The organism is Vineibacter terrae, from assembly GCF_008039615.1.
In the GTDB taxonomy this organism is placed as follows: domain Bacteria; phylum Pseudomonadota; class Alphaproteobacteria; order Reyranellales; family Reyranellaceae; genus Vineibacter; species Vineibacter terrae.
Genome location: NZ_VDUZ01000018.1, coordinates 90234 through 102292 on the forward strand (window position 1 = coordinate 90234; position 12059 = coordinate 102292).

At 69.4% G+C, this 12059-nt stretch carries 13 protein-coding genes and 1 other RNA gene; 12 read left to right on the forward strand and 2 right to left on the reverse strand.

The annotated features are described in order from the left end of the window. Positions 1-11: 11 nt before the first annotated feature. Positions 12-476, reverse strand: a complete 465-nt coding sequence (locus tag FHP25_RS17030; protein ID WP_147848139.1) for an Rrf2 family transcriptional regulator — start codon at positions 474-476, stop codon at positions 12-14. A gap of 155 nt (positions 477-631) precedes the next feature. Between FHP25_RS17030 and FHP25_RS17035 the strand changes: the two genes are divergently transcribed. The 11 genes from FHP25_RS17035 to FHP25_RS41880 all read left to right on the forward strand — a co-directional run bounded on the left by FHP25_RS17035 (position 632) and on the right by FHP25_RS41880 (position 10480). Further along, complete coding sequence (locus tag FHP25_RS17035) at positions 632-1381, forward strand: DUF1194 domain-containing protein (RefSeq protein ID WP_147848140.1); 750 nt, start codon at positions 632-634, stop codon at positions 1379-1381. Positions 1382-1530: 149 nt separating this feature from the next. After that, positions 1531-1628: signal recognition particle sRNA small type (gene ffs / locus FHP25_RS17040), an RNA gene on the forward strand. A 64-nt stretch (positions 1629-1692) separates the two neighbouring features. Then, the gene (locus tag FHP25_RS17045; protein ID WP_147848141.1) at positions 1693-3573 is read left to right on the forward strand and encodes a DNA polymerase III subunit gamma/tau; all 1881 of its coding nucleotides are present in this window, start codon (positions 1693-1695) and stop codon (positions 3571-3573) included. Positions 3574-3622: 49 nt separating this feature from the next. Then, the gene (locus FHP25_RS17050) at positions 3623-4012 is read left to right on the forward strand and encodes a YbaB/EbfC family nucleoid-associated protein (RefSeq protein ID WP_331461687.1); all 390 of its coding nucleotides are present in this window, start codon (positions 3623-3625) and stop codon (positions 4010-4012) included. Positions 4013-4100: 88 nt separating this feature from the next. Further along, positions 4101-4697, forward strand: a complete 597-nt coding sequence (recR, locus tag FHP25_RS17055; protein ID WP_147848142.1) for a recombination mediator RecR — start codon at positions 4101-4103, stop codon at positions 4695-4697. 97 nt (positions 4698-4794) lie between these two features. Next, complete coding sequence (locus FHP25_RS17060) at positions 4795-5262, forward strand: formate dehydrogenase subunit gamma (RefSeq protein ID WP_147848143.1); 468 nt, start codon at positions 4795-4797, stop codon at positions 5260-5262. Between the two features lie 2 nt (positions 5263-5264). Then, the gene (locus FHP25_RS17065) at positions 5265-6824 is read left to right on the forward strand and encodes a formate dehydrogenase beta subunit (protein WP_147848144.1); all 1560 of its coding nucleotides are present in this window, start codon (positions 5265-5267) and stop codon (positions 6822-6824) included. A 244-nt stretch (positions 6825-7068) separates the two neighbouring features. Next, on the forward strand, positions 7069-8046 hold the full coding sequence (locus tag FHP25_RS17070; protein ID WP_178133581.1) for a helix-turn-helix transcriptional regulator: 978 nt from the start codon (positions 7069-7071) through the stop codon (positions 8044-8046). A 129-nt stretch (positions 8047-8175) separates the two neighbouring features. Next, on the forward strand, positions 8176-9315 hold the full coding sequence (locus FHP25_RS17075) for a helix-turn-helix transcriptional regulator (protein ID WP_147848146.1): 1140 nt from the start codon (positions 8176-8178) through the stop codon (positions 9313-9315). Between the two features lie 20 nt (positions 9316-9335). Next, entirely contained in the window at positions 9336-9986 is a 651-nt protein-coding gene (locus tag FHP25_RS41875; RefSeq protein WP_231712363.1) for a hypothetical protein, read from the forward strand. Positions 9987-10249: 263 nt separating this feature from the next. After that, positions 10250-10480, forward strand: a complete 231-nt coding sequence (locus FHP25_RS41880; protein ID WP_231712366.1) for a helix-turn-helix transcriptional regulator — start codon at positions 10250-10252, stop codon at positions 10478-10480. Positions 10481-10501: 21 nt separating this feature from the next. Here FHP25_RS41880 and FHP25_RS17090 read toward each other — a convergent pair whose 3' ends face one another. Continuing rightward, a complete protein-coding gene (locus FHP25_RS17090; RefSeq protein ID WP_147848149.1) occupies positions 10502-11257 on the reverse strand; it encodes a hypothetical protein in 756 nt (251 codons plus the stop codon). A gap of 197 nt (positions 11258-11454) precedes the next feature. Between FHP25_RS17090 and FHP25_RS17095 the strand changes: the two genes are divergently transcribed. Further along, positions 11455-12048 carry a hypothetical protein gene (locus FHP25_RS17095; RefSeq protein ID WP_147848150.1) on the forward strand — a complete coding sequence of 198 codons (594 nt, stop codon included), beginning with the start codon at positions 11455-11457 and terminating at the stop codon, positions 12046-12048. Positions 12049-12059 lie beyond the last annotated feature (11 nt).

Below are 12059 nucleotides of genomic sequence, written 5' to 3' on the forward strand. Positions count from 1 at the left end.
TGGTGCCGTCCTCAATGGACATGATCGATCTCCGTGCGCAATGCGGCCGGGCGCGCCGCCAGGCGGGCGTGGAAATCGGCGCTCAGCATCGCGAGCGTGACGTCGCCGAGCCGGGCAAGCAGAAGCGCCTGCGCGTCCTGGAACGCCGTGTCGAGCGCCGCGTTCACCGCCTGCTCGACGAGGCAGTCCGGCGACTCGGTGCGATTGCCGATCGCCAGCAGCGAGGGGCAGCCGATGGCGTCGTAGATGTCGCGCAGCGTGATCTCGGCCAGGTCCCGCGCCAGCGTCCAGCCGCCGCCATGTCCCTTCTCGGATCGCACGTAGCCTTGCTCGCGCAATCCCGCCATGACCCGTCGGATCACGACCGGGTTTGTGCCCATCGCTTTCGCCAGCGTCTGTGACGTCACGGGGGCGTGATGCTCCGCCATGTGCAGCAGCACGTGGAGCATCCCCGACAATCGGCTGTCTCTTCTCATGTAACTTCAAATAGTGCGTGAAGCCCGCGTCGTCAATGGCCGCAGCCAGCCGACCCGGCGCTGTGTCGGCTCATGTCAGGCTCACGTATGGCGCCGCCGGTCGACTCGCCGATGGGCGGTGGTACAGTGACCGGCCGGACAATGGAGTGGCAGGCATGGCCCGAACGAGTCGCATCGTGTGGGTGCTCCTTGCGTTCACGATCCATCTCGTCGCGCCCGCGGCGCGCGCCAAGGAACCGGTCGATCTGCTGCTGGTGCTGGCAGCGGATGTGTCGCGCAGCGTAGACCAGGCGAAGTTCCAGCTGCAGCGCGAAGGTTACGCGGCGGCGATCTCCCATCCCGAGGTGCTGAAGGCCGTGACGTCCGGTCCGCACCGGCGCATCGCGCTGTGCTTCGTCGAGTGGTCGGGCGCGGCGTCACAGGCCGTCCTGATCAACTGGATGCTGATCGGCGACGCAGCGGCGGCCCGCGCCTTCGGCGACCAGCTTATCGAAGCGCCGCGCTCGTTCGCCGACCGGACGTCGATCAGCGCCGCGCTCGATTTTTCCGTGCCGCTGTTCGAAAGTGCTCCGTTCGAGGCGGAGCGCCACGTCATCGACGTCTCGGGCGATGGCACCAACAATGCCGGCCGCGACGTGACCGCGGCGCGCGACGATGCGCTGGCGCACGGCATCATCATCAATGGCCTCGTCATCCTGACGGAAACCCCGCTGCCGTGGAATCCCGAGCACACGAATCCGCCCGGCGGCCTTGAGGCCTATTACCGCGCCAATGTCATCGGCGGGCCCGATGCCTTCGTGATCGCCGCCCAGAACTTCGAATCGTTCGGCGAGGCCATCATCAAGAAGATGGTCAGGGAGATCGCTTCCCTGTCGGGGCCGCGCCACGCGGCGATGCCGCGCTGACTGTCCGACGGCGCGGGTGCTGCGGCAGGCGTTTGATATGACTCATGTTTTTGCGCCTTTTGCGCTTGGCGTGACAGATTCTGTCGGCCATCCCCAGCCGTGCGATGATAGGTCTTGCAGGCGGCGCACAAAGTCCTGATATAACGCCTTGGGAGGCCGGCGCGGACGTAGTCTTCGCCAACCCGGTCAGGTCCGGAAGGAAGCAGCCGTAACGAATTCGCTGCGGGTCGTGTCCGGTCTCCCACCCGCGCTGCAAGCACACGTTGCCCGGGCTGACGAAGCCGGGCGCCATTTTTCGGGGCGGCCGCCGCATGACCGACACCGCCGACGGATCGCCCTACCACGTCCTCGCCCGCAAATACCGGCCGGCCGACTTCTCGACCCTGATCGGGCAGGAGGCGATGGTGCGCACCTTGCGCAACGCGCTGGAGTCCGGCCGCCTCGCGCATGCCTTCATGCTTACTGGCGTGCGCGGCGTGGGCAAGACCACGACCGCGCGCATCATCGCCAAGGCGCTGAACTGCATCGGGCCCGACGGCAAGGGCGGCCCGACCATGGACCCATGCGGCGTCTGCGAGCATTGCGTCGCCATCGCCGAGGACCGCCATGTCGACGTCCAGGAGATGGACGCCGCCAGCCGCACCGGCATCGACGACATCCGCGAGATCATCGAGGGCGTGCGCTACCGCCCGGCCGCGGCGCGCTACAAGGTCTACATCATCGACGAAGTGCACATGCTCTCGCGGCAGGCCTTCAACGGCCTGCTCAAGACGCTGGAAGAGCCGCCGCCGCATGTGAAGTTTCTGTTCGCCACCACCGAGATCCGCAAGGTGCCGGTGACGGTGCTGTCGCGCTGCCAGCGCTTCGACCTGCGCCGCGTGCCCATCGACGTGCTGTCGGCGCATTTCGCGCGCATCGCCGAGGCCGAGAAGGTCGAGATCTCGCCCGAGGCGCTGCGCCTGGTGGCGCATGCCGCCGACGGGTCGGTGCGCGACGGCCTGAGCCTGCTCGACCAGGCCATCGCCCATGGCGGCGGCGTGGTCGATGCCGGACAGGTGCGCGACATGCTGGGCCTGGCCGATCGCGGCCGGGTGTTCGACCTGTTCGACCTGCTGATGAAAGGCGACGCGCCGGCGGTGCTGGCGCTGCTGGGCGACATGTACGATTCGGGCGCCGACCCGGTCGTGGTGCTGCAGGATCTGCTGGAGCTGACGCACTGGCTGACCCGCCTGAAGGTGGTCCCGGATGGCGCCGCGACAGCGGCCGAGCTGGAGCGCACCCGCGGCGCCGACATGGCCAGGCGGCTGGCGATGGCGCACCTGACGCGGGCATGGCAGATGCTGCTGAAAGGCCTGCAGGAGACGCAGGGCGCGCCGTCGCCCATCCGCGCCGCCGAGATGGCGATGATCCGCCTGTGCTACGCTGCCGATCTGCCGACACCGGCCGAGGCGCTGCGTGCCCTCAACGACGGTGCCGGCACGCGAGCCGCCACGGGTGCGCCGGCGGTGCCGGCATCCTCGGTGGGCAGCGCCGGCTCGGCAGGTGCGCCGGCCACCGCGCGCGCCATGCCGCAGCCGCCGCAGCCATCGCGCCCGTCGGCGGGTCCGCCCAATGCGCCGGTGGCGCGGCTGGCGGCCAGCAACGCCGCGGTGGCCACGGCAGTGGCGCCCACGCAAGCCGTGCCGCAGCAGGATGAGCCGCCCAAGCCGAACCCGGCGACCTTTGCCGAGGTCGTGGCGCTGTTCGAGCGGCAGCGCGAGCCGAAGCTGGCGTACAGCCTCAGTCGCGAGGTCCATCCCGTGCGCTGCGAGCCCGGCCGCCTGGAGTTCCGGCCGGCGCCGACCGCGCCGCGCGACCTGGCGCCCCGTGTCGCCGAATACCTGTCGCAATGGACCGGAAGGCGCTGGATGGTGTCGGTGTCCGGCGATGCCGGCGAGGCGCCACTGGCGCAGCAGCGTGCCCAGGCGGAGGACGCGCGCCGCGAGCGGGCGCTGGCGCATCCGCTGGTGCAGGCTGCGATGACGCTCTTTCCCGGCGCGACTCTGGAGACGGTGCGCGCCAAGGACGACGATGGCGGCATGATCGCGTTATCCGTGGCGGCCGATGCCGGCATGGCCGGCAGCGAGGATGTGCCGGAGGCGGAGGAGTATCCGACCGACGCCTTCGAGGAGATCCCGGAACGCGACTATTGAGAGAGGCCTCCATGGTGAGCCTGTCGAGCCATGGAGGCCGCGCACGGCGGTGCGGTCCGCTTCGCGGTTCGACAAGCTCGCCGCGAGGCACAACAAGAACGGTCAGGACATGCTCGGTGGATTGAAGGATTTCGGCGCGCTGATGAAGCAGGCGCAGGAGATGCAGCAGAAGCTGGGCGAGCTGCAGGCTCGCCTGGCAGAGAGCGAGGTCACGGGCGAATCCGGCGCCGGCCTGGTCAAGGTGACGCTCAACGGCAAGAACGAGACGCGCCGCGTCGAGATCGACCCGTCGCTGATGGTGCCGGCCGACAAGGGCGTGCTGGAGGACCTGATCGTCGCTGCCGCCAACGATGCGCGCGCCAAGGTCGAGGGGATGGTGCAGGAGCAGATGCGTGGCCTTACCGGCGGCCTGCCGCTGCCCCCCGGATTCAAGCTGTGAGAAGGCCGAGGCCGGGCCGCGCCGCTCCAGCGGCGCTCTTCCGGCCGATCGTCATGAGCGTCGCTGGAGCGACGCGGCCCGACCCGTCATGAACGGCCCCGAGATTGCCCGCATGATCCAGCTCCTCGCCAAGCTGCCGGGGCTGGGGCCGCGCTCGGCGCGGCGCGCGGCCCTGCATCTGCTGAAGAAGCGCGAGGCATTGCTGCGGCCGCTGGCGCAGTCACTGGGGCAGGCGGCCGATGCCATCCGCACCTGCAGCATCTGCGGCAATTTCGATACGCTCGATCCGTGCACCGTCTGCGGCGATGCGCGGCGCGACGGCGCCACGATCTGTGTCGTGGAGGACGTCGCCGACCTGTGGGCGATGGAACGCGGTCACGTGTTCAGCGGCCGCTATCACGTGCTGGGCGGCACGCTGTCGGCGCTCGACGGTGTCGGTCCCGAGGATCTCAACATCGCCAGCCTGGTGGCGCGGGTGCGTGCCGGCGGTGTCGGCGAGGTGATCCTCGCCACCAACGCGACGGTCGACGGCCAGACCACGGCGCACTACATCGCCGACCGCCTGGCCTCGTTCGACGGCGTGAAGGTCTCGCGCCTGGCCCACGGCCTGCCCGTTGGCGGCGAGATCGATCATCTCGACGACGGCACGCTGTCGGCGGCGTTCAAGGCCCGCCGCGCCGTGTAGCCGTCACACCCGGTTGGCGATGCCGTGGCTGCCCTTGGAGCGGACGCCGTGGGGCGGTACGGTAGGCGCCAGCAGCGTGGTAGGCCAACGGATGACGATGTCAGGGACGGAAGCGTGGCGCCCGGAGCGGGCGGCCGAGATCATTGCCCAAGGCGCGGGGGCACCGGGCGCGGCATTGCCGATCCTGCATGCCCTGCAGGAAGCGTTCGGCCATGTGCCTGAGGCCGCAGTTCCGATGCTGGCGGATGCGCTCAATCTGACGCGCGCCGAGGTGCACGGCGTGGTGAGCTTCTACCATGACTTCCGCCGCGCGCCGCCGGGCCGCCATGTGCTGCGCCTGTGCCGGGCCGAGGCCTGCCAGTCGATGGGCGCCGAGGCCTTGGCGGCGCAGGCGGTGCTTCAGGTCGGCTGGGGCCAGACCAGCGCCGATCATGCCGTCACCTTGGAGCCGGTGTACTGCCTTGGGCTGTGCGCGGTGGCGCCGGCCGGCCTGATCGATGGCGCGCCCGTTGGGCGGCTGGACAGCGCCCGGCTGCAGGCGCTGATCGACGAGGCGCGGGTGTAGCCATGGCCGCGCTTCGCCTGTTCGTTCCCCGTGACGCCGGCGCCCTGGCCGTGGGCGCCGACGCCGTGGCCGATGCGCTGCGCGCCGGCATCGAGCGCCGCGGCTTGTCGGCCGAGATCGTGCGCACCGGCTCGCGCGGCCTCTACTGGCTGGAGCCGATGGTCGAGGTCGCCACGGCGCAAGGCCGCATCGCCTTTGGGCCGGTGACGGCGGCGGATGTCGAGCCGCTGCTGGCGGCGGGACTACTGTCCGGCGGCGCCCACGAGCTGCGGCTCGGCGCACCCGAAGCGATCCCGTTCCTGCAGCGCCAGACGCGGCTCACCTTCGCGCGTTGCGGCATCGTCGACCCGCTGTCGCTGGACGACTACCGCGCCCACGGCGGCTGGCGCGGACTCGAGCGCGCCATTGCCCTGCCGCCGGCCGATATCGTCGAGGCGGTGGTGCAGTCCGGTCTGCGCGGCCGCGGCGGCGCCGGCTTCCCGACCGGCATCAAATGGCGCACCGTGGCGCAGGCGCCGGCCGACCAGAAATACATCGTGTGCAACGCCGATGAAGGCGATTCGGGCACCTTCGCCGACCGCATGCTGATGGAAGGCGATCCCTTCGTGCTGATCGAAGGCATGGCGATCGCCGGCATCGCCGTCGGCGCCACCAAAGGCTACGTCTACATCCGCTCCGAGTATCCGCACGCCATCGCCACGCTGCGCGCCGCCATCATCGTGGCCCGCGCCGCCGGCTTCCTGGGCGCGACGGTCATGGGCACGCCGCATGCCTTCGAGCTGGAGGTGCGGGTCGGCGCCGGCGCTTATGTCTGCGGCGAGGAGACGGCGCTGCTCGACAGCCTGGAGGGCAAGCGCGGGCAGGTGCGGGCGAAGCCGCCGCTGCCGGCGCATCACGGCCTGTTCGGGCGCCCGACCGTGATCAATAACGTGTTGTCGCTGGCCGCGGTGCCGTTCATCCTCGGCGAGGGCGCTGCGGCCTATGCGGCGCTGGGCGTCGGCCGCTCGCGCGGCACCATGCCGATCCAGCTCGCCGGCAACATCCGGCACGGCGGCCTGTTCGAGGCCGCTTTCGGCCTCACCCTGGGTGAGCTGGTCGATGAGATCGGCGGCGGCACGGCCAGCGGCCGGCCGGTGCGCGCGGTGCAGGTTGGTGGTCCGCTGGGCGCCTATTTCCCGCGCGCGCTGTTCGACACGCCGTTCGATTACGAGGCGTTCGCGGCGCGTGATGGATTGCTGGGTCATGGCGGCATCGTGGTGTTCGACGACACCGTCGACATGGCGCGCCAGGCGCGCTTCGCCATGGAGTTCTGCGCCATCGAGTCCTGCGGCAAGTGCACGCCCTGCCGCATCGGCTCGACCCGCGGCACCGAGGTGATCGACCGCCTTATCCGCGGCGAGGGCGATGCGGCTTCGCATCTCGCGCTGATCACCGACCTGTGCGAGACGCTGAAGTTCGGCTCGCTCTGCGCGCTGGGCGGCTTCACGCCCTATCCGGTGATGAGCGCCATCCGCCATTTCCCCGAGGACTTCCGCGCGGCCGCGGTATCGTCGTTGTCCTGATATCCTCAGCGTCGCCGCGCTCGACGTGACAGGAGAGCCATCGCCCGGCATCATGGTGGTTGGCGGGTCGCACCGCCATGGATGGACAGCGGTAGGGCCTGGGGTGACGGGAAGTTCCTCGCCTGGGCGGCACGACGTCCTGGACATCATCGGGTTGATCCAGGATGCCGCGCTTGATCCTACGGCATGGCCGCATGTCGTGGCCGGCATGATGCGGCAGTTCGACGGGATCGCCGGCGTCCTGGTGATCAACAGCGCCGACGCCGACAACGGCTGCAGCATGGTGCAGCATGGCGTCGTTCCGGAATTTCAGAAGCGGTATTTCGACTATTTCGCGCGCCTTGATCCCGTGTTCGCGGCGCATTCGCGGCTGGAGGTGGGCCGACCCATCTGCTTGTCGCCCTTTGCACCGGGCGGCCTCTTCACCGACGGCGAGTTCTATAGCGACTGGTTCGCGGCGCAGGGGTTTTACGACGGGCTGGGCGCCGTCGTTTACAGCCATGGCGAACGGCGGCTGTGGCTGTCGGTTGCGCGGCCCGAGAACGGGCTGGCGCTGGACCATGTGGAGGGCTTCGCGCGCCTGTTGCCGTTCGTCACGCGCGCGCTGCGCGTCGCGGAGCGGCTGGGTACGCTGACCGATCGGCAGGCGGCGCTGCACGACACCTTGGCGGCGGCCACGCACGGCGTGATGCTCGTTGACCGTCAGCATCGTCCTGTCTTCGTCAACCCGGCCGCCGAGGCGCTGCTGCGCCGCGGCCAGCCGCTGCGGGTACGGTCGGGACGATTGGTGGCGTGCGACGTGGCGGTGGACACGGCGCTGCAGATCGCGCTGGCTGCCGGCCGCGTGTGCGATCTCGCGGTGCCGCGGCACGGGCAGCGGCCGCTGCTGCTGAGTGTCGTGCCGGTCGGCCGGCGGGCCGCGGATGGCGCCGGCCTCGATGCATCGGTCGCTGCGATGATCGTTGCTTCGGACCCGGATATGCGGCCCTGGCCCCGGCTGGAGGGTTTCGCGCGCCTCTATGGCCTGACGGCGGCCGAGGCCAAGGTCCTCGCGGCCTTGCTCGATGGTGATGGCCTGGAGCAGGCTGCTGATCGCCTCGGTGTCGGGCGCGCCACCGTCAAGACCCACCTCAACCGCATTCTCGGCAAGACCAGCTGCTTGCGGCAGAACGAGCTGATCCGCCTCATCGCCCGCACGTTGCCATCCTTGCGGGAGCAATAGAAGTGTACGCTCACTTGCAGATGGGAAGTCATTCTGGCATCATGTACCTGACAGCGACCGGCCGGGCGTTCCCCCCACGGCACGCTTGGTCGGCCATGGTTGCGTGCGCCGCAACGGATGGTGAGGGTGATGCTGGCAACCCTGCCGGAGCCGGATCTGGGCATCGTCGATGCGCTGCAGGACGCAGCGCTCGACCCGAGCCTGTGGCGTGACGCGCTGGAGCGTGTGGCGCACCGCATCGGCTGCATCGGCGGTGGCATCCTGACCCAGGACCCGATCCTCAAGACGGGTTCGGCCTTGGCCGGGTTCGGCATCGACCTGGCGCATACGGAGCAGTACTTCCGGCATTACGCGCATGTGAACCCGATGCTTCACCGTGCGATCATGCCGCCGCTGGGACAGCCGCTGACCGCCGCGGCGCTGATGCCGCGCCATGCCTTCGCGATGACCGAGTTCTGCAACGATTGGATCCGGCCGCAGGGCTTCAGCGATGCCGTGGGCGTGGTGGTGCATCGTGACGGCACGCAGTTCACCTGGCTGTCGGCGATGCGCCCGCACTGCGTCGACGATTGGCAGCGCGCCGATCTCGACGCGCTGGCGCGACTGGCGCCGCATGTCACGCGCGCGCTGCGTGTGGCGCACCGGCTGGGCGTGCTCGAGGAGCATCAGCGGGCACTGCAAGAGGCGCTCGACCAGGTCGCGCATGCCACCATGCTGATCGACCGGCGTGGCCGGCTGGTCTTCGCCAACGCGGTGGCCGAGGCGCTTCTGGGCGCGCAGCAGACGCTTACGGTCGCGCATGGGCGCCTGCTGGCGTGCCACCCCGCGGCCGATGCGGCGCTGCAGGCGGCGCTGGCGCGCAGCCTGTCGCACCGCCGCGACGAGCAGCACGGCATCGAGGATGTCCCGCTGCCGCGCGCCGAACGGCGGCCGCTGGTGCTGAGCGTGATGCCGGCGCGTGGCCACGCCGCGGAGCGGCTGGACCCGGATCTGCGGGTGGCCGCGATCGTCGTTGCCGTCGACCCCGAGGCCCGGCCGTGGCCGCGGCTTGGCGGCTTCATGAACGCCTATGGCCTGACGCCGGCCGAGGGCAAGGTGCTGGATGCCGTGGTCGACGGCGATGGTGTCGACGCGATCGCCGATCGGCTCGGCATCCGCCGCACCACGGTGAAGACTCATCTCAATCGCATCCTCGGCAAGACCGGCACGACGCGTCAGCACGAGCTGATCCGCCTGGTCGCCGGTTCCGTGCCGCCGCTGCGCAGTTGAAGCGTGCCTTGATGACGCGAATGCGTGCTGTCGAGGCGATCGAGACCGTCGGGCTGATCCAGGATGCCGCTATCGATGCGGCGCTCTGGCCGAGCGCCGTCGAGCACATGATGCGGCAGCTTGACGGCATCGCGGGCGGCCTGGTCGTCAGCGATCGCTGTGGCGGGCTCACGCTTGCCGCCATCGGCTTCGATCAGTCATATGTGGCGCGATACTTCGATCACTACATGCGCTTCGATCCGATGCTGCAGGCCCAGCCGCTCCCGGACCTAGGCCGTGCGGCAATATCGTCGACGCTGCTGCCCGCAGGCGCGTTCCTGAAGAGTGAGTTCTTCAACGACTGGCTCGCGCCGCAAGGGTTCCGCGATTGCTTCAGCGCCGTCGTGCATCGCCAGGGCGAGCGGCACGCCAGGCTTCACATCGTTCCACGGCGTTGCGCGGACGACTCTCTTGCGCGCGCCATGGCCATGTTCAAGCCCTTCTTCCGTCCATCATCGGTGCGCTGCGCGTGGCCCAGCGCCTGGAGCTGCTGCACGATCGGCAGGCAGCGCTGCAGGCCGCGCTTTCCGCCGCCGCGCCCGCGGTCATGCTGCTCGACAAGCGCGCACACGTGGTGTTCGCCAATCCGCAGGCGGAAGCATTGCTGGCGTCGAGCCAGGCTTTGCGTGTGAAGGGTGGCCGCCTGACTGCGTGCCATGCCACCGCCGATGCGGCGCTGCAGGCCGCGCTGGCGCCATCCCTGCGCAGCGCCGGCGACGCTCATCCCGGCGTCGTGGATCTTGCCCTGCTGCGGCCGGGGCAGCGGCCGCTGGCGGTGAGCGTGGTGCCGGTCAGCCAGCGCGTGACGGACCGCCTCGATGCCGGCCGGCGCGTTGCCGCGATGATCCTCGTCGCCGATCCGCAGATGCGACGGTCGTTGCGGCTCGAGGGCTTCATGCAGGCCTGTGGCCTGACGCCGGCCGAAGGCAGGGTGCTGGCAGCCATTGTGGAGGGCGACGGACTGGAACGGATCGCCGGCCGGCTGGGCGTCGGACGGGCCACCGTGAAGACCCATCTCAATCGCATCCTGGCCAAGACCGGCACGACGCGTCAGCACGCGCTGGTCCGCCTGGTCGCCGCATCCGGGCTGCCGTCTCTGGGACAACGCGGGATCCTCCCCGACTGACGCAACCTCTTCACCCTTCGCTCACGGCCGCTGCCGTCCGGTCAGCGATGGGATGACGTGCACTGCCTGACCGTTGCGCGCATCGACGATGGCGGTGCATATCGGTTCGATGAAAGCGATCTTGCGCTGGCCTTCGACGGCCCCCTGCCCGGCAGGCGGCGGTGTCACGATCCGCTGCGTGAAGGGCGCTCGCGGCGGCCCGGCCACCAGCAGCCGCAGATGGCCGCCCAGCGCGGCGTCGGCGCTCGCTATTTTGAACCGGTAGCCGCCGTCCTTGCCCTTGACCCTGTGCCGGCCGTCTTGCGTCGGCCAGTCCGGTCCGAAATCGGATGGCGCGACCGTCACGTTGGCCACGACCGTGAGGGCATAGTCGGTCGGCGCGTGCAGATCTTCGTGGATGACGACGGTGACGTCGACGATCCGTTCGGTCGGCGTGGACGGCAGGAGAACGCGCGCCGTCTGGATGTAGTCGAGCTCGATCTCGCCGGTTGCGGGGAGGTATTCCACCCGCGGCAGGCTGATGCCGACGATCAACGATTGGGGGAACCTGCCCGCGATCTCGGCGGCCCGGGTGACCGTCTGCTGCGGCGCCAATGATCCAGTGTTGCCGGCGGCCTGCATGGCCTCGAAGAACGTCTTGACTGTCGCGGCCGGCATGCCGGCCGCGACCAGGTCATGGCAGCGGTCGGGCCACGCCGGCATTTGCGCTGGCGTCACGGCGGGCAGGACGCCGAAGGCCAACGCAAGAGCGGCCGTCCGGCAGGGATGGGGGATCATGATCGGCTCTCCACCAGGAGCATCACCCTACCTGTTCTTGCCGCGGCCTGCGTCAACCCTGAGGTGGATGCAGGCGCAGGATCGATCCGGCCGGCCGCGCAACACGTGAAACCAAGATGGTCCGGCCGCGCAGTCATCGCGTTACAGGGCGCGCCTATTGTCCCGCCCGTTCAAGCACAGCACATGGGAGCTTCGAGATGGGCACGCCAATCACTGGTCCGCAATCACCGATCAGGCAGCGCTTCATGATGATCTGCAAGGCATTGCTGCCGCCGCCGGGGACGCTCACCAACGGCCAGAAGCCGGCGGGCGCTTCGGGCACCGGCTGCGGCGAGTTTCCGGGCCGGGTGTTCAAGCGGGTTCCGGTCATCCCCAACGGCCACTGGGGCGCGTTCAAGATGATGGTGGCCGGGGCGGGCCTGTGCTACCTCACCACCCCGATGACCCAGTGGGAGCAGTTCGCCCAGGCGGTGGACAAGAAATACGGATCGAAGACCTGGGTTCCCTTTGCGGGCAACCGGCCGCTTCCGGGCGACATCTACACCCTGACCAAGTTCGACAAGTCGACCGAGTTCCAGCACGTGGGTGTCATCGTCAACGCCGATGGCAACGACTGGACGACGGCGGACGGCGGGCAGGGCAACGGCTGGCAATCCGGCTTCGTGAAGCGGAGCTTCCATTCCGACGGCCAGATCGACGGCGAGTTCGGCAACAAGGCGCGGCTCAAGGGCTGGGTGAATCTCGATGCGCTGTATGCCGTCGCGAATTCTGCCTTTCCCAAGACCTTGTGAGATTGTCTGCC